The 15,810-nt window shown below is 67.2% G+C and carries 18 protein-coding genes; 5 read left to right on the top strand and 13 right to left on the bottom strand.

What is annotated here, in order from left to right; translation table 11 throughout:
* Positions 1 to 49: 49 nt before the first annotated feature.
* The 5 genes from I1A62_RS38030 to I1A62_RS38010 are packed head-to-tail and all read right to left on the bottom strand — an operon-like array spanning position 50 to position 5,416.
* Positions 50 to 877 (bottom strand): ATP-binding cassette domain-containing protein, encoded by an 828-nt coding sequence (locus I1A62_RS38030; protein WP_219457433.1) that lies wholly within the window; start codon positions 875 to 877, stop codon positions 50 to 52.
* Positions 877 to 1,863: an ABC transporter ATP-binding protein gene (locus I1A62_RS38025; protein WP_219457432.1), complete on the bottom strand. Its 987-nt coding sequence runs from the start codon at positions 1,861 to 1,863 to the stop codon at positions 877 to 879. Before I1A62_RS38025 ends, I1A62_RS38030 begins: the two co-directional genes overlap by 1 nt.
* A gap of 6 nt (positions 1,864 to 1,869) precedes the next feature.
* Positions 1,870 to 2,766 carry an ABC transporter permease gene (locus tag I1A62_RS38020; protein WP_219457430.1) on the bottom strand — a complete coding sequence of 299 codons (897 nt, stop codon included), beginning with the start codon at positions 2,764 to 2,766 and terminating at the stop codon, positions 1,870 to 1,872.
* A 5-nt stretch (positions 2,767 to 2,771) separates the two neighbouring features.
* Positions 2,772 to 3,833, bottom strand: coding sequence for an ABC transporter permease (locus tag I1A62_RS38015; protein WP_219457428.1), 1,062 nt, complete (start codon positions 3,831 to 3,833; stop codon positions 2,772 to 2,774).
* A gap of 11 nt (positions 3,834 to 3,844) precedes the next feature.
* Positions 3,845 to 5,416: an ABC transporter substrate-binding protein gene (locus I1A62_RS38010; RefSeq protein ID WP_219457425.1), complete on the bottom strand. Its 1,572-nt coding sequence runs from the start codon at positions 5,414 to 5,416 to the stop codon at positions 3,845 to 3,847.
* A gap of 222 nt (positions 5,417 to 5,638) precedes the next feature.
* Here I1A62_RS38010 and I1A62_RS38005 point away from each other — a divergent pair, with 222 nt between their 5' ends.
* Entirely contained in the window at positions 5,639 to 6,373 is a 735-nt protein-coding gene (locus tag I1A62_RS38005; RefSeq protein ID WP_257890643.1) for a GntR family transcriptional regulator, read from the top strand.
* 101 nt (positions 6,374 to 6,474) lie between these two features.
* Here the strand turns inward: I1A62_RS38005 and I1A62_RS38000 are convergent, their stop codons facing one another.
* Positions 6,475 to 7,764 (bottom strand): adenylosuccinate synthase, encoded by a 1,290-nt coding sequence (locus I1A62_RS38000; RefSeq protein WP_124389180.1) that lies wholly within the window; start codon positions 7,762 to 7,764, stop codon positions 6,475 to 6,477.
* A gap of 218 nt (positions 7,765 to 7,982) precedes the next feature.
* Between I1A62_RS38000 and I1A62_RS37995 the strand changes: the two genes are divergently transcribed.
* Together I1A62_RS37995 and I1A62_RS37990 are read left to right on the top strand one after the other, a co-directional pair.
* Positions 7,983 to 8,636: a hypothetical protein gene (locus I1A62_RS37995; RefSeq protein WP_225857878.1), complete on the top strand. Its 654-nt coding sequence runs from the start codon at positions 7,983 to 7,985 to the stop codon at positions 8,634 to 8,636.
* Complete coding sequence (locus I1A62_RS37990) at positions 8,633 to 9,406, top strand: site-2 protease family protein (protein ID WP_219457423.1); 774 nt, start codon at positions 8,633 to 8,635, stop codon at positions 9,404 to 9,406. Before I1A62_RS37995 ends, I1A62_RS37990 begins: the two co-directional genes overlap by 4 nt.
* Before the next feature lie 39 nt (positions 9,407 to 9,445).
* Here the strand turns inward: I1A62_RS37990 and I1A62_RS37985 are convergent, their stop codons facing one another.
* From I1A62_RS37985 to I1A62_RS37970, 4 genes are read right to left on the bottom strand one after another with little or no spacing between them, the layout of a single operon-like run.
* The gene (locus tag I1A62_RS37985) at positions 9,446 to 9,928 is read right to left on the bottom strand and encodes a helix-turn-helix domain-containing protein (RefSeq protein WP_219457421.1); all 483 of its coding nucleotides are present in this window, start codon (positions 9,926 to 9,928) and stop codon (positions 9,446 to 9,448) included.
* A gap of 41 nt (positions 9,929 to 9,969) precedes the next feature.
* The gene (locus tag I1A62_RS37980) at positions 9,970 to 10,242 is read right to left on the bottom strand and encodes a DUF6510 family protein (protein ID WP_124389176.1); all 273 of its coding nucleotides are present in this window, start codon (positions 10,240 to 10,242) and stop codon (positions 9,970 to 9,972) included.
* Between the two features lie 19 nt (positions 10,243 to 10,261).
* Entirely contained in the window at positions 10,262 to 11,035 is a 774-nt protein-coding gene (locus I1A62_RS37975; RefSeq protein ID WP_219457419.1) for a ferredoxin reductase, read from the bottom strand.
* Complete coding sequence (locus I1A62_RS37970) at positions 11,025 to 11,624, bottom strand: sulfite oxidase-like oxidoreductase (RefSeq protein ID WP_124389174.1); 600 nt, start codon at positions 11,622 to 11,624, stop codon at positions 11,025 to 11,027. The genes I1A62_RS37975 and I1A62_RS37970 overlap by 11 nt, the downstream gene beginning before the upstream one ends.
* A gap of 196 nt (positions 11,625 to 11,820) precedes the next feature.
* On the opposite strand from I1A62_RS37970, the gene I1A62_RS37965 reads away from it, so the two are divergent.
* Positions 11,821 to 12,990 (top strand): thiolase family protein, encoded by a 1,170-nt coding sequence (locus tag I1A62_RS37965; protein ID WP_124389173.1) that lies wholly within the window; start codon positions 11,821 to 11,823, stop codon positions 12,988 to 12,990.
* A 16-nt stretch (positions 12,991 to 13,006) separates the two neighbouring features.
* Here I1A62_RS37965 and I1A62_RS37960 read toward each other — a convergent pair whose 3' ends face one another.
* Entirely contained in the window at positions 13,007 to 13,963 is a 957-nt protein-coding gene (locus I1A62_RS37960; RefSeq protein WP_219457417.1) for a YafY family protein, read from the bottom strand.
* A 63-nt stretch (positions 13,964 to 14,026) separates the two neighbouring features.
* Between I1A62_RS37960 and I1A62_RS37955 the strand changes: the two genes are divergently transcribed.
* The gene (locus I1A62_RS37955) at positions 14,027 to 14,488 is read left to right on the top strand and encodes a pyridoxamine 5'-phosphate oxidase family protein (RefSeq protein WP_124389171.1); all 462 of its coding nucleotides are present in this window, start codon (positions 14,027 to 14,029) and stop codon (positions 14,486 to 14,488) included.
* Positions 14,489 to 14,491: 3 nt separating this feature from the next.
* Here the strand turns inward: I1A62_RS37955 and I1A62_RS37950 are convergent, their stop codons facing one another.
* The gene (locus I1A62_RS37950) at positions 14,492 to 14,818 is read right to left on the bottom strand and encodes a hypothetical protein (protein ID WP_257890642.1); all 327 of its coding nucleotides are present in this window, start codon (positions 14,816 to 14,818) and stop codon (positions 14,492 to 14,494) included.
* 38 nt (positions 14,819 to 14,856) lie between these two features.
* Positions 14,857 to 15,783 carry a cation diffusion facilitator family transporter gene (locus I1A62_RS37945; protein WP_219457416.1) on the bottom strand — a complete coding sequence of 309 codons (927 nt, stop codon included), beginning with the start codon at positions 15,781 to 15,783 and terminating at the stop codon, positions 14,857 to 14,859.
* Positions 15,784 to 15,810 lie beyond the last annotated feature (27 nt).

The raw sequence follows: 15,810 nt of genomic DNA, 5'->3' as shown, positions 1-15,810 counted from the left end.
CTTCCGTCAGGGATGATCGATGGGATGAAACGCCGGGGCTCGACGGCCCTTACGGCAGAGTCAGGACGCCGCCGGGGATGGCTCGCCCGGCGCGGGCCACAACCGGGTCGGGGATCGGCACCGCCTCGAGTAGTTCGCGTGTGTATCGGTGACGTGGAGTGGAGAACACCTGTCGGGTGGGCCCTTCCTCCACCACCACGCCGGACCGAAGAACGGCCACCTGAGAACAGAGTTGCTGCACTATCGCGAGATCGTGCGCGATGAACAAGATCGTCACACCGAGGTCCTCGTGCAGGGACGCCAGCAGATTGATCACCTGTGCCTGTACCGAGACGTCCAGGGCCGATACCGGTTCGTCGCACACGAGCAACCTCGGGCGAAGGATCAGCGCGCGTGCGATGGCGATACGCTGCCGCTGCCCACCGGAGAACGTGGCCGGCAATCGACCCATCGCATCCGGGTCGAGACCCACCTCGATCAGGGTCTGCGCGACCCGCGCACGCCGGTCCGCGCGGTTACGGGCCAGGCGGTGGACGACGAGCCCCTCGCCGACGATCTGCTCCACCGTCATCCGAGGGTTCAGGCTGGCGTACGGGTCCTGCGCGACCAACTGAACGTCGCGACGAAACCGGCGCAGGTCCCCGCCGCGGAGCGCATGGACGTCACGCCCGTCGAAGGTGACCGTCCCGGAGTCCGGTCGCTCGCGCCGGACGATGCACTTGACGAGCGTGGACTTGCCGGAACCCGATTCGCCGACCAGTCCGAACGTCCCGCCCTCGGGCACCGACAGGTATACGTCGTCGAGGGCCTTGCTTCCGCGGGATCCACCGAAAGTCTTGTTCAGAGATCGGATATCGAGAAGAGGTGTTCCGTTCATCAGTTCCCACTTCCTTGATCCAGATGGCAGACGCGGCGTCCACCGTCAGCGGTCGCCGTCGCCGGTGGGGTTTCGCTCGCGCAGCGCTCCATCGCGACTGGGCATCGTGGGTGGAAGGGGCAGCCGGGGGGCCGTAGCGCCGGTGACGGAGGCGCACCCGGAATGGTGGTCATCCTCGGGAGATGAACATCCAGCCTCGGCACCGCGGCCAGCAGTCCTGCGGTGTAGGGGTGCAGAGGGTCCGCGAACAGTGCGCGGACCGGGCGATCCTCCACGATCCGCCCGGAGTACATCACCGCGACACGGTCGGCGAGTCCGGCGACGACCCCGAGGTCGTGCGTGATCAGCAGGAGTCCGAGTCCCCGTTCCCGAGTGACCTCGTCGAGCAGGTTCAGCACCTGCTGTTGCACTCGGACATCGAGCGCCGTCGTCGGTTCGTCGGCGATCAGAATCTCCGGCTCCCCGATGAGGGCCATCGCGAGGACTACCCGTTGCCGCATGCCCCCGGAGAATTCGTGCGGATAGGCGCCGAGTCGTTCATGTGCACGCGCGACCCCGAGTTCGCTCAAGACCTCGGCGGCCCGCCGCAGTGCGTCCTTCTTCCTGACCCCGCGTTGCCGTAGTGGCTCACTCACCTGTGCGCCGATCGACTGCAGCGGGTCGAGCGCGCCCATCGGGTCCTGGAACACCATCCCGATGCGACTGCCCCGGATCGTGCTGAGGCGACGTTCGGTCTGCGCGAGGATCTCCGTGTCGCCCAGTCGAATCGAACCGCCGATCGTCAGTGAGCCGTCCAACCGCATCAGTGCGCGTGCCGTCACCGACTTTCCCGAACCCGATTCGCCTACCAGCGCCACACGCTCGCCCGCCGCAACCGTGAGATCCACGCCGTCCACCAACCGGACCGACGTGTCGCCCGGCTCCGTGTCGATGGTCAGCCCGGAGATCTGGAGGAGTGCGGTGCGCTGAACGATTTCTGTCGTCATGATCGATCACGCTCCTTCTCGTGCGGGGTCGCGCCGCTCGTGCAACATGTCGCCGAGCAGTCCGAAGGCCGCGGCCGTGATGACGATCGCGATGCCCGGCACGAGCGCAGCCCACCAGGCCGTCGACAGGTAGTCACGCGCGCCGGCGACGGCCGCGCCCCATTCCGCGCTGGGCGGCTGCGCACCGACACCGATGAACGACAGACCTGCGAGCACCAGAACGGTATTGCCGATGTCGCCCGCCCATTTGACGGTCATGACGTCGAGTGAGTTCGGCAGCACGTGCCGTGTCATCAGGCGCCATCGACTGACCCCGAGCACCACCGCACCGTCCACGAACGGCGACGCCATCGTCTCACGCATCACGCCGCGCAACAGTCGCGCCGTGTACGGCCAGCCGGTGGCGACCATCGCGATCAGTGCGCTGCTGAGGCTCGGACCGAGTGCGGCGGCGATACCCAGTGCCACGACGAGTCCGGGGAGAGCGAACCCGATGTCCGTCACTCGCATGAGGGTTTCGTCCACCCACCGTCCACCGACAGTGGCCATCGTGGCGAGTGCCGTTCCGATGAGCGAGTACGCGGCGACGACCAGAACGGCGGACAGCACCGACGACCGGGCGCCCGCGATCGTGCGCCACAGAACGTCTCGCCCCTGGTCGTCGGTCCCCAGCCAGTGTTCACTGCTCGGAGCGGCGAGGGCGTTCGCGATGTCCGACCGGTAGACGGAGTCGGGCGCGACCCACGGACCGACGACGGCGAGCACCACGATCACGCCGACAGCACCGACGACCACGGTGTCGAGCAGTCCCCATCGCGATCGGCGTCGACGACCGCGGATCGAGGCGGATCGCCATCGGCCTGCCAGTGCGGCCACACCGGTGACATTCGCTGCAATACTCATCGGACTCACTGCACCTTTCCGGGTGTGCGCAGCCGGGGGTCGTGGGCCAGCTGGAGCACGTCCACGACGAAGTTGGCGACGACGACGATCACGCCGACGACGGTGACGGTGCCGATGACTGCGGTGATGTCCTTGCGACTCACCGCATTGGAGAGGTAATCGCCGACCCCGGACAACCCGAACACGGACTCGACGAAGATCGCGGAACCAACGAGCATGCCGATCTCGATGCCGATGATGTTCAGGAGCGGCCCGGTCGCGTTGGGAAGCGCGTGCCGAGTCCACAACCTTAGGGAAGGAACACCTTTCGCTCGGGCAACGGTCATGTGATCGCGGCCCCGAACCCGGAGGAGATCGGCACGGAGAGCCCGGAACATCTGTGCGGCGACGGCGACGGCGAGCACGAACGCGGGCAGCATCAGATGCTGAAACGCATTGCTGAACGCGGCGAAGTCTCCGGCGAGGGCGGCGTCGACGAGTGTCATCCCCGTTCGGTGCGGGACGTCGACGCCCACCGAGAGACGTCCCGAGATCGGCAGGATCTGCAGCCACGAGCCCAGCACCCATTGCAACATCAGCGCGAGCCAGAAACCGGGAAGCCCGAATGCGACGATCGCACCGATGCGGCTGATCTTGTCGAATCCTCCCCGTGATCGCGCCGCCGCGATCGTCGCCATCGGAACCGCGAAGGTTACCGCGAGCATCATTGCGAGAACGACCAATTCGAGCGTTCCGGGCAGTCGCGCGAGAACGTCGTCGAGCACCGGCTGGCGGGTCGAACTCGAGGTGCCCAGATCGCCGTGGAGCATCCGGCCCAGGTAGTCGAAATACTGCACGGCCGCCGGCTTGTCCAGACCCAGCTGACGACGCACCTCTTCCACCTGTTCCGGAGTGGCGCTCTCCCCCGCGGCCACCTGCGCTTCGTCCCCGGGAATCACCTTGGTCATGGCGAAGACGATGGTGGCCAGTCCGACCAGGGTGAGGAGCGCTGCGCCCAGTTTGCGGCCCAGAAACGCCGACGGCGCCGTCAGGCGATGTAGGGCGCGAGGCATGTCGAGTGTCGTCATCGCGTACTCCCTCACGCCACGCGGATCGCGGGAACCCAGACTCCGCTGCCCACTACCGCCGGACCGACACCGGTCACCCTGTTGCTGTGAGCGGTGGTCTGCCCCAGGGTGTACATGTTGACAGCCACCGCGTCGTTGCGAATATCCTCTTGAGCCTGCTTGTACAGGTCACACCGCTCCCCGGCATCGGAGGTTTCGGCCGCGCGTCCGAGCAACGCGTCCACCGTGGGATTGCTGTAGCCGGATTTGTTCGTTCCGACCTGGTCCGACTTGTACGTCTTGACCAGCATCACTCCGGGATCCGGGTACTGCGCGAAGTCGGTGGCGAGCATCATCTGCGGAATCGAGTCGGGCGACTTCAGAGCCGACAGATAGTCCGCGTACGCGATGGGCTCGAGATCCAGCGTGACACCGATCTGCGCGAGGTTGGACTGCAGCAGCGTCGCTTCGCGTTCCTGCTCCTTGAAGACGGGCTGGAATTTCATGGTGAGGGTCAGGTCGGACATCCCGGCGTCGGACAGCAGCTTCTTCGCCTGTTCGAGATCCTGCCCGTAGGCGGGCATCTCCGGCCGGCACGAGAACTTTCCGGGCAGCGGGCCGGTGGCGATGCTGCCGTTGCCACCACGAATCGTCGCGAGGCCACCGGTGTAGTCGTACGCCATCTGGATGGCCTGTCGTACGGCCTTGTTCGCCGTCGGCCCGTTCATCACGTTGAAGAAGATGTTCGCCTGCAGGTTGACCGGCTGACTCTGCACCGTCACGCCGGAGAAGCCGTCCAGCGCCGCGGCGTCGGCGTTGGTGAGCCCGAACGAGACGTCGATGTTGCCGGCCTTCAGTTCCGCACTCTGCGTGGCGCTCTCGTCGATTCGTCGATAGACGAGCGAGACCGGACGCCCCTCGTCGCCCGCCCAGTAGTCGTCGAATCGTGTCAGCGTGTACGTGTCGGCACCGCCCGGGCCGGACAGGAAGTAGGGCCCGGACCCGGCATCGTGGCCCGCGAGATAAGCCTGGCCCCGGTCGGTCCCCTCGTTGGCTTTCACGAGGGCCGAGTTGAGGATGTAGATCTTCGACAGAGCGCCCAGGAACAGCGAGTTCGGTTCCGCCAGTTCGATCGTCAGGCTCTGCGGGCCGGTGACCGTGGCGCCCCGGTATCCGGTCATCTGCCCGGCAATCCCCTGTCCCAGCGCCGCCGTCCGATCGAGCGTGTAGCGGACGTCCTCGGCGGTGACGGGTGCGCCGTCGTGGAAGGTCGCCGCGCGCAGGGTCATTTGGATCGACCGCGCATCGGGGGACGGGGCGAACTCGGACGCCAGCTGGCCGACGATCTCGTTGTCCGCGTCGTATGTGACCAGGGTGTCGTACAACGCCTGGTCGACGAAGTTCGTCTGAGCGTAGTCGGCGCGGATGGGGTCGAGCGTGGAGATCTGATTCTGGTAGGCCAGGACGACGGGACGGTCGCCCGGTCCCCCACCTGCATCGGTCCTGGCCGCGCTGGTACACGCCACCAAGGAGGAGGTGACTGCCAGGCCGATCAGCGCGTACCCGAAACCCTTGCGAGCAAGTATTTTTCGTTCAGTGGACACGGGAATCCTTCCGAATGGAGAGGGTAGTTCCGAAGCTTTCGACGAAGTGGGCGGCGACCGAATTGCGCCACACTGCGCTGCCGGGCCGGATGTATATGGTCTACCAAGTGCGGAACCCGAGCGCCAAGCGTGGAGCGTTACATTCGGGTTAATCCCTTTGACCAGCAGAGTTGCGAAACGCGTCCGGTGGTCGGGTTCAACTTGGTATGCCATGATCGGTTCATGACAGTGAACCTGAACGGCGAGATCGGGGTCGTGGAATCCACGACGTCGCCTCTGGGCACGGGCGTGGCCGGCGGACTGTCGGACGTGCCACTCCCGAAGCAGATCTATTCGGTGATTCGTGAGCGCATCATCTCGGGCGCGTACCCACCCGGCAGTCGCCTGCGGGAGCGCGAATTGTCACAGGAGTTCGACGTCTCGAGGGTTCCGCTCCGCGAGGCGTTGCCGCAATTGGAATGGGACGGATTCATTCAGATCCTGCCGCGGCGGGGCGCGGTCGTGACTCAGCTGTCGTTACGCGACATCGAGGAACTGTTCGACGTGCGATTGGCCTTGGAACCGTACGCGGCACGATGCGCGGCCGAGAACGTCGCACGGGGCGCATCCATGGAGGCGCTGCTGTCGACGATGGCGCGCACGGAGGAACTGATCGGAAACGACGAACCCCTCCTGATTCCGGCGGTCAACGCGCGTTTCCACATGGATGTCGTCGAACTGTCCGACAACAAGCTACTCGTGTCGGTGATGAACTCGCTGATGGGCCGGGTCCACTGGTTGTTCCGGCTGACGTGGCATCACAATCCCGCAGTGTCCTGTGCAGCGCACCGGGAACTCGTCGAGGCAATTCGCAGCGGAAACGGAAGACTGGCCGAGGCCAGTGCGTTCGCTCACATCGAGCACGGGCGCAAGCCGACGTTGGAACGCCTCGCGCCGTCCCTGCCCGCAACCCTGTAGGTCGCCGCGCCACCTACACGTCCCCCGATGTCACATCGGTTCGATCTGACGGAACCGGGGTGACATCGGGCAACGGAAAGCGAAACAACGAGACGAGCGGACTACCGCACCACGTCGCGGCGGACGATGGTCTCGTCGCGGCCGGGGCCGACGCCGATGCAGGAGATGTACGCACCCGACAGTTCCTCGAGACGCAGGACGTAGTTCTGCGCGTTCTTCGGAAGCTCCTCGAACGTCCGGGCGTGGGAGATGTCTTCCCACCAGCCGGGCATTTCTTCGTAGATCGGCTTCGCATGGTGAACGTCGGTCTGCGACATGGGCATCTCGTCGTGCCGCACACCGTCGACGTCGTAGCCGACACAGATCGGGATGGTGTCGAGGCTGCTGAGCACGTCGAGCTTGGTGAGGAAGTAATCGGTGATGCCGTTGACACGCGTTGCGTAGCGGGCGATCACGGCGTCGAACCATCCGGTGCGCCGGGCACGGCCGGTGGTGACACCCACCTCGCCGCCGGTCTTGGCGAGGTATTCGCCGTTCTGGTCGAACAGTTCGGTCGGGAACGGGCCCGAACCGACACGGGTTGTGTACGCCTTGAGGATGCCCAGCACCGTCGTGATCTTGGTGGGGCCGATGCCCGAACCGACCGCTGCGCCACCGGACGTCGGGTTGGACGACGTCACGTACGGGTAGGTGCCGTGGTCGACGTCGAGGAGCGTGCCCTGCGAACCCTCGAGCAGCACCGTCTCGCCGCGCTCGAGCGCCTCGTTGAGCTGCAGACGCGTGTCCGCGATGCGGTGCTTGAAACCGTCGGCCTGCTCGAGCACGTCGTCGACGACCTGCTGCGGGTCGAGAGCCTTGCGGTTGTAGATCTTGACGAGCACCTGGTTCTTGAACTCGAGTGCCGCCTCGACCTTCTGGGTGAGGATCTTCTCGTCCAGCACGTCCTGCACGCGGACGCCGACACGCGCGAGTTTGTCCTGGTAGCACGGCCCGATGCCGCGTCCGGTGGTGCCGATCTTCTTGGCCCCGAGGAAGCGTTCGGTGACCTTGTCGATGGCAACGTGGTAAGGCATGATCAGGTGCGCATCGGCCGAGAGCAGCAGGCGGCTGGTGTCCACGCTCCGCTGTTCGAGTCCGGCGAGTTCGGTGAGCAGCACTCCCGGGTCCACCACGACACCGTTTCCGATGACGTTCGTGACTCCCGGAGTGAGGATTCCGGACGGGATGAGATGCAGTGCGAACTTGTCGCCGTTCGGAAGTACCACTGTGTGTCCGGCGTTGTTACCGCCCTGGTAGCGCACCACCCACTGCAGGCGTCCGCCCAGTAGATCGGTCGCTTTGCCCTTGCCCTCGTCGCCCCACTGGGCGCCGATCAGGACGATTGCCGGCATGACGTTGTCTCCTACGGTCGACGTACAGTCGTATCCGACTGCGTGGTCCTGCCGTTCGTAGGCAGTGGCCGGGGGAACAGTCTAGCCGAGGGTGCGGAGAACAGACCCCACAGTACGGCCGGGGAGGCCAACTCGGGCGTGCCACTAGGATGATCCGAAAGGGAAGCTGCGGAAATCGCGGCGGGACATCCGGGCGAGGAGTGGCGTTGACCCCCGTAGTGCTCATTTGCGGCGACGCGCCGCTTCCCCTACCTCTGGGCTCCATTTCCGCCTCGAGCGCACCCACTGTTCCGGACAAGGACGACTTCGACGAGGTCTTCTCCAAACTGCAGGTGGTCGCGGATCCGCGACTGATCGTGGTGGGCAGCGACGCCGCCCTCGCCGCCACCGTGACCCGGCTGATGCGCACCGAACGGCTGCACATCGAACTCGCCTACGTCGCGGAGCACCGTTCGGAGGCGACAGAGGCCTACCACCTGTCCGCCGGCGCGCGTGGCGCCCGCACCGCGCTGAAGGGGACGGCCAGACCGGTCCCCCTCATCCGCGACGACGCGGGGATCGCGCTCGTCGGATGCGCCACGGTCACCGGCCCGGACGGCGGCCCGCTCGTCGGCGAGGCGTACGTCGACGACACCCGGTTGTTCTCGGGGACGACGACGAACATGAACATCACCCCGACCCCGCGGATGCCCGGCCTGCGGGCGTCGGTCGAGCCTCGCCGGCGCTGGCTGCCCCGCCGCTGGGTCGAGGGCCGCGCCGTGCAGTTGGGGTCGCCCGCCGCGGCCCTCACCCGCGACGGCGTGCCGAACCCGCGCGACGTCAAGCGTTCGACGTTCTACCGCCACGACCAAGAGTGGCTGCTGGTCCGATGAACCTGCCCAGGGCGCGGACCACCGCGGTCCGTCCCAGTCCGGTCTTCCTGCTCGTCGTCGCGGTCGCGGTCGCCGGCGGTGTCCTCGCCTGGCGCGCCGAGCGGGGATCGGCCCTCGGGCACGGCGGGGTGTTCCTGCTGGTGGTCGCGGGATGGGTGGTGACGCTCTGCCTGCACGAGTTCGCGCACGCGTACACGGCGTGGCGGCACGGCGACACCGACGTCGAGGTGCGCGGCTACCTCACGCTCAACCCGTTGAAGTACAGCCACCCGCTGCTGTCGATCGGCCTGCCGGTGCTGTTCATCGCGCTCGGCGGGATCGGGTTGCCCGGCGGCGCCGTGTACCTGCGCACCGGACTGTTCCCGCCGAAGGTGCAGGCACGGGTGTCCCTCGCCGGGCCCGCCGTGAATCTGGTGTCGGCGATCGTTCTCCTCGCGGTGATCCGCTGGTTCGGGCTCGGCGGCGACCACCTGGTGTTCTGGACGGGCCTGAGCTTTCTCGCCTTCCTGCAGGTGATGGCGACCGTCCTCAACCTCCTCCCGGTCCCGGGACTCGACGGGTACGCCGCACTGGAGCCGTTCCTGCCGCCCCGCACCCGCAGGTCCGTCGACCAGTTCAAACCGTACGGACTGCTGATCCTCGTGGCGCTGCTGTTCGTGCCGTCGATCAACGTGGTGTTCTTCGACGTCATCTACCGGCTGTTCGAACTGTCCGGGGTGCCGGAGACTTACGCGCAGTTCGGCAACTATCTGATGCGTTTCTGGCTCTGACCCGTGAGTACTTCTTAACCGCCGGCGGTTGAGAAGTACTCACGGGCGGGGACGCATGGGGGTCAGCCGCAGTTCCGCCAGCGGCACCTCCCGGCCCGCACTGCGGACCTCGACGCGGACGGGTTCGCCGGAGGCGTCGTCCCGCAGCCCGATCGGCGGTCCGTGCTCGCCCTGAAGGTATTTGTCGCCCCACTGCATCAGCGCGAGCACGGCAGGCAAGAGGTCGCGGCCCTTCTCGGTGAGCACGTATTCGTAGCGAGTGCGCTGCCGGGGCTCCTTGTAGGGCTGCCGCTCGAACAGGCCCTTGGCCGTCAATTCCCGCAGCCGGGACGCCGCCACGGCCTCGGTGATGCCGACCCGCTTCGCGAAGTCGTCGAATCGCGTGGTGCCGTAGTAGGCCTCGCGCAGGATCAGGACGGCCGAGCGCGTACCGATCACGTCCATCGCCTTGCCGATCGAGCAGTGCGTGGCCCGCCACGTGTCGCGATCCGCGAGAAAGCCGTCCAACCGTGCCGCATCCATGCACCTCAGCCTAGCTGACTTGCAGATTCCATAGTCAGCGGCTACAGCCTCCAGGACAGGTGCGCGAGACCGCTGGCGTCGAGTTCGAGGCCACGCGGAGTCGACACGAGCCGCATCAGCACTTCCTGACACCCCGGGCATCGCACGACGACGCCGGGCGCACGCGAATAGACGTGGACGGCGGCCATCGGTCCGTCGAGACCGCAGAATCGGCACCGGCCGGTCGCCGCGGTGAGGTCGTGGACGAAGATCTCCGCGAACGGCCCACCGAGAACGTTTCCGTCCTCGAAATCGTTGCCCTGCAACGTACTCATCGAAAGCCCCTTCCTCCGGTCACGGCCCGGAGGGACCGAACCGCTCGGTCTTGATGTCGTCCGGCGAGTGCCCGAGCGAGAGCAGCAGACGAGCCACCTCCTCGACGAAACCGGTAGGCCCGCACACGAAGCAGCGCGGCGCGAAGTCCGCCGGCCATCCCCACGCCGCGAGATCGGCAGCGCTGATCCGACCCGCCGGACGCCCGGACCGCGGCGAGTCCTCACGGGTGCGGAGGACGAACGTCTCGACTCCCCCGTCGCCGATCCCGGGTCTGTTCAGCTCGTCCGCGAACAACTCGTCGGCCTGCGTCCGCAGCGAGTACACGAGCCGGAACGGTGTGCGATCGCGGCGGAACCGGCGCTCACGGATCATCGACATGAGCGGCACGATGCCCGACCCACCCGCGACGAGAAGCACAGGCGCGCCGCCACCCTCGCGCGGTGACCATACGAACCAGCCACCGATCGGTCCGCGCACCTCGATCAGATTGCCCGCGGCGAACACGTCGGTCAGATACGGAGACACCTCACCGTCCCGCACCCGCTGGACGACCAACTGCAGTCGCCACCCGCCGGGCGAGCGCGCGGCAGGCGACGCCAGCGAGTAGCTTCGTTCGGTGGTGTACCCGTCGGGTCCGGTCAGACGGAGATCGACGTGCTGCCCGGCACGATGGCCCGGCCAGTCCGGTACCTCGAGGACCAGGGCACGCGCACTCACCGTCTCCGGCCACGACTCGACGAGTTCGGCCACCCGCCAGCCGAGCACCGCGCGGCCCACGAGCTCACTGGTCACCCTGATACCTCTGCTCCCGCCACGGGTCGCCGCGATCGTGATACCCGAGTTGTTCCCAGAAGCCGGGAACGTCCTGGGTGACGAGTTGGATCGACCGAACCCATTTCGCGGACTTCCACAGGTAGAGGTGCGGCACGAGCAGGCGGGCCGGACCCCCGTGCACCGGTGCGAGCGGCGAACCCTCGTAGGTGTGCACGATCCACGCCTTGCCTCCGAGGAGGTCGGAGACGGGGAGGTTGGTGGTGTAGCCGCCGTCGCACCCGACGAGGACGAATCCCGCTGACGTCTCGACGTCCGCGAACAGGGTGTCGAGGGAGACGCCCTTCCAGGAGGTGCCGAACTTCGACCATCGCGTGACGCAGTGGAGGTCGACCGTCGGGCGCTCCTGCGGCAGCGCCGTGAATTCGGCCCACGACCACTCGCGGCGCCCGCCGGTCTCGTCGGTGACGGTCAGGGTCCACGTGTCGGTCAGGACGCGGGGCGTCGGCCCCGCGGAGAGGACCGGAAAATCGGTGACCTCGTACTGACCGGGCGGGAGGGCGTGCTCGCTGCGCGGTCTGCCGTGGAAGCCGGGGGTCAGAACAGCCATGCCCCACGTTAGGACCGCCGCCGGATCTTCGCAGCGCAAACCGTCGATCCGAGGCGTTCGTCACACCTGACTTGCCAAAATCATAGTCAGGTGTACATGCTGACTATAGTTATCAATAGTCAGATGGGGAAACCCCTGTGAGTACTTAATAACCGCCCGCGGTTAACAAGTACTCACAGCACCGAAAGGAAGAGCCATGAGAGACGCCGTCATCGTCGAGGCCGTCCGCACGCCGATCGGCAAGGGCAAGCCCTCGGGCGCCCTGCACGGGGTGCATCCCGTCGACCTCCTCGCCCACAGCCTGTCGGCCCTCGTCGAACGCACGGGAATCGATCCCGCACTGATCGACGACGTCATCGGCGGCACCGTCACCCAGGTCGGGGACCAGAGCCAGAACATCACCCGCAGTGCGCTTCTGGCCGCAGGATTCCCCGAATCCGTGCCCGGCACGACCGTCGACCGGCAGTGCGGCAGCAGCCAGCAGGCCGTCCACTTCGCCGCGCAGGGCGTGCTGTCGGGCGCCTACGACATCGTCGTCGCCGCCGGTGTCGAATCGATGAGCCGAGTTCCGATGGGGTCCAGCAGCATCGGACGCGAATCGATGGGCGTCGGCTTCGAACGCCGCTACCCCGACGGCCTCGTCCCGCAGGGCATCAGCGCCGAACTCATCGCCGCCCGGTGGGGGCTCTCGCGTACCCAGCTGGACGAGTTCGCGCTGCGCAGCCACCACAAGGCCGCGACGGCAACGACTGCCGGGAACTTCACGAAGGAACTCGCCGTCCTCCCGGAACTGAGCGTCGACGAGGCCATCCGGCCGGACACGACGGCGGCCGCACTCGCCGGCCTGCGACCCGCATTCCGCAGCGAGGTCTACGGCGAGCGGTTCCCGCAGATCGACTGGTCGATCACCGCGGGCAACAGCAGTCCCCTGTCGGACGGCAGTGCGGCGCTCATGATCACCACGAGCGAGATCGCGGGACGCCTCGGACTGCGGCCTCTGGCCCGGCTCCACAGTTTCTCCGTCATCGGCGACGACCCGCTGATGATGCTCACCGCTGTGATTCCCGCGACGCGTAAGGTGCTGCAGCGCAGCGGCCTCGACATCTCCGACATCGACCTCTTCGAGGTCAACGAGGCCTTTGCGCCGGTGGTTCTGGCCTGGGCAGCGGAGACCGGAGCCGACCTGGACCGCGTCAACGTGCACGGCGGCGCGATCGCGCTCGGACATCCGCTGGGGGCCAGCGGCGTGCGGCTCATGACCACGCTGGTGAACGCCATGGAGCAGCGCGGGGCACGGTTCGGGCTGCAGACCATGTGCGAGGCGGGCGGACTCGCCAACGCCACCGTCCTCGAACGCCTCCAGTAACGCCCGAACGGCCGGCTCAGCCGTTCCGGCGGGTGATCGCCTCACCGACCGCGCGCAGCGAGTCCCGCAGCGACCGCGGCTCGAGCACTTCGACTCCCCCGCCGAGAACGGTCAGCTGGTCGAGGGCCACGTCCTCGGCCTCGAGCAGCAGGTCGACGGTGACCCAGCCGTCGTCTTCGGGCGTGCCGGGTTCGACGCGAGCGGCCTCCACCCCGACCACCCGGGGCAGTCGGCGCCACGCCGCGGGCGAGAGCCGCGCCCGGCACCGGAATCGCAGGAGGGCACGGTCGAATTCGGCCACCGACGCCATCCACCACGCGCCGAGATCGAAATCGCCGGGTCGCACCGCCGGCTGCTTCAGCACGGTCGCATCACTGATCCGCGACACACGGTACGACAGCGTCCGCCCCCGGTGCTGCGCGACGAGATACCAGACACCGGCCTTCGCCACCAAACCCAGGGGGTCGAGTGTTCTTGCCGCCGAACGGTTCCCCTTGCGATACCGGATGCCCAGACGCCGCCCCTCGAGCACCGCGGACGCAACGACGGGAAGATCGCCGGTGTCGCGTGGCCCGTCGAACCAGCCGGGGGCGTCGACGTACAGCCGGTCCCGCCACAGCTGCGCCCCGGCCCGCAGTGGAACCGGCAACGCCCCCAGCAACTTCGACTGCGCCGCCGCGGTGACATCGCGAAGACCGAGATCCTCGGCGATCGACGGGACCCCGAGCAACATCAACGCCGACGTCTCCTCCCCCGTCATGCCGCCGAGTTTCGACTGCCAGCCGTCGAGCAACCGGATCCCGCCCCCGGGCCCACTCTCCGTCCACAACGGGACCCCGGCCGCCGACAACGCCGTGACGTCGCGGTACACGGTGCGAACCGAGACGCCCAGTTCGTCCGCGAGTTGCTGTGCGGTGGCCCCGCGACTGCCCTCCAGACGGAGCATCACCTCGACGAGCCGACTCGAACGCATCCTCCGAGTCTAGAGAAAATCCCTGACAGTAGATGTCAGGGATAGGGGCGCACACTGGCCCACATGACCAACTGGGCACAGTTCGAGACAGAAGCACCCGACCTCGCCAAGGCCGTCGCCGCGCGCTTCGAGGCGCACAAGCACCACGTGCTGGCGACGCTCCGCAAGGACGGGTCCCCGCGGGTGAGCGGCACCGAGGTCGAGTTCCACGACGGCGCGCTGCTGCTCGGCTCGATGGTCGGCGCACGCAAAGTGCAGGACCTGCAACGCGACCCGCGGTACTCCCTCCACAGCAACCCCGGTCACCACACGATGGAGGGCGGCGACGCCAAGATCAGCGGCAGCGCCCGGGAAATCCTCGGGGAGCGGAAGCAGAGGATCGTCGACCGCTACCCCGACGAGATCCCCGAGGCGGACGTCTTCGAACTCGACCTCGACGAGGTGGTGCACACCACCGTCGACGGCGAGCACCTGTACGTCGATCTGTGGCGGCCGGGCGCGGGTGTCACCCGGTTCACCAAGTGACGGTCACTGCGTGACAGCGAACCCGAAGCCGAGAGCACAGGTTGCGTCGGCGTCCTTGGCAGGCCCGTCGGGGTCATAGGTCCCGCCGGGGATCAGGTGGGCGGTGAAGCCGGGCAGATCCCGTTCGACGCCTCTGCCGTTCGCCAACGGGCCCGACGTGCCGATCGTCGGCGCCTGGCCACCGAAGTTGAGGTAGGTCACCTGAGCGTCGGTCGTGGCATCCTTTGGTCCCTCGAACTCCCACTCGACCTGGTTGCCTTCCTTTTCGACGTCCAGCGTCGCGGCCGGCTTGCAGTTCGCCGGTGTTCCCTTCCGAGAGTCGTCGCACAACGATTTCCCGTCGCGATACCGGACGAAACAGACAGGGTCTACCAGGTGACGTTCTCGGCGCAGTGGCGTCCGTTGGCGGTGGACTCGACCTGCACGGTCACGTGCGAGAGGTGGTGGCTCTCCAGGACGGTCCGCGCCGCTTCGAGGACGGCGGACGAGTCGGCCTCGGTGGTGAGGTGGACGGTAGCCACGTCCATTCCCGTGGTGAGCGTCCACACGTGCAGGTCGTGCACGCCGGTCACGCCGGGTAGCGCTTCGAGGTCGGCTTGCACCGATTCGACGTCGACGTCCTCGGGTGAGGCCTGGGTGAGGATGCGCAGCGACGCGGCGGCCAGTTTCATCGCCCGCGGCACCACCCACAGCGAGATGAGGACACCGACGATGATGTCGGCGTAGGGCCAGTCGAACACCAGCACGACGGCGCCGGCGATGAGCACGCCGACACTGCCGACGGCGTCCGCGAGCACTTCGAGGTAGGCGCCGCGGACGGCCAGGCTGTCCTTGGAATCGGCGCGCAGCATCAGCATCACCACGAGGTTCGCGGCGAGACCGACGGATGCGGTGAGGATCAGCGCCATGCCGGGAAGTTCGGGGACGTCGCCGATCCGGGAGATGGCCTCGTAGAACACCCAGATCGCGACGGCGAGCAGCATCGCGGCGTTGGCCATGGCCGTGAGCACTTCGGCGCGGTGCCAGCCGAAGGTCCGGGCGGCGGTGGCACTGCCCTTGCGGGCGAGGAGGAGGGCGACGAGTCCCATCGACATTCCGACGACGTCGGTCAGCATGTGCCCGGCGTCGGCGAGCAGCGACAGCGAGTTGACGGTCAGGCCGACGACGACCTCGAGGACCAGGAACGCGAGGAGGATGACGAGCGCGATCACCATGCGGCGGATCCGTCCCCGCGACGGGCCTACCTCACCGGTACCTGGTGTGTGGCCGTGCGAATGTCCGTGACCGACTCCCATGGGTGAGCCTCCTCCCGAGTTGTGCCG

The sequence above is a fragment of the Rhodococcus sp. USK10 genome (assembly GCF_019378875.1).
GTDB classification, from domain to species: domain Bacteria; phylum Actinomycetota; class Actinomycetes; order Mycobacteriales; family Mycobacteriaceae; genus Rhodococcus_F; species Rhodococcus_F pseudokoreensis.
Note: the sequence above shows the minus strand (reverse complement) of the source record. Positions and strands in the feature narration are given on the sequence as shown.

What these genes read in the sequence shown, in the direction of transcription:
- I1A62_RS38030 (WP_219457433.1), bottom strand. Translation starts at nt 877, where the DNA reads ATGAACGGAACACCTCTTCTCGATATCCGATCTCTGAACAAGACTTTC.
- I1A62_RS38025 (WP_219457432.1), bottom strand. Translation starts at nt 1,863, where the DNA reads ATGACGACAGAAATCGTTCAGCGCACCGCACTCCTCCAGATCTCCGGG.
- I1A62_RS38020 (WP_219457430.1), bottom strand. Translation starts at nt 2,766, where the DNA reads ATGAGTATTGCAGCGAATGTCACCGGTGTGGCCGCACTGGCAGGCCGA.
- I1A62_RS38015 (WP_219457428.1), bottom strand. Translation starts at nt 3,833, where the DNA reads ATGACGACACTCGACATGCCTCGCGCCCTACATCGCCTGACGGCGCCG.
- I1A62_RS38005 (WP_257890643.1), top strand. Translation starts at nt 5,639, where the DNA reads ATGACAGTGAACCTGAACGGCGAGATCGGGGTCGTGGAATCCACGACG.
- I1A62_RS38000 (WP_124389180.1), bottom strand. Translation starts at nt 7,764, where the DNA reads ATGCCGGCAATCGTCCTGATCGGCGCCCAGTGGGGCGACGAGGGCAAG.
- I1A62_RS37990 (WP_219457423.1), top strand. Translation starts at nt 8,633, where the DNA reads ATGAACCTGCCCAGGGCGCGGACCACCGCGGTCCGTCCCAGTCCGGTC.
- I1A62_RS37985 (WP_219457421.1), bottom strand. Translation starts at nt 9,928, where the DNA reads ATGGATGCGGCACGGTTGGACGGCTTTCTCGCGGATCGCGACACGTGG.
- I1A62_RS37980 (WP_124389176.1), bottom strand. Translation starts at nt 10,242, where the DNA reads ATGAGTACGTTGCAGGGCAACGATTTCGAGGACGGAAACGTTCTCGGT.
- I1A62_RS37970 (WP_124389174.1), bottom strand. Translation starts at nt 11,624, where the DNA reads ATGGCTGTTCTGACCCCCGGCTTCCACGGCAGACCGCGCAGCGAGCAC.
- I1A62_RS37965 (WP_124389173.1), top strand. Translation starts at nt 11,821, where the DNA reads ATGAGAGACGCCGTCATCGTCGAGGCCGTCCGCACGCCGATCGGCAAG.
- I1A62_RS37960 (WP_219457417.1), bottom strand. Translation starts at nt 13,963, where the DNA reads ATGCGTTCGAGTCGGCTCGTCGAGGTGATGCTCCGTCTGGAGGGCAGT.
- I1A62_RS37955 (WP_124389171.1), top strand. Translation starts at nt 14,027, where the DNA reads ATGACCAACTGGGCACAGTTCGAGACAGAAGCACCCGACCTCGCCAAG.
- I1A62_RS37945 (WP_219457416.1), bottom strand. Translation starts at nt 15,783, where the DNA reads ATGGGAGTCGGTCACGGACATTCGCACGGCCACACACCAGGTACCGGT.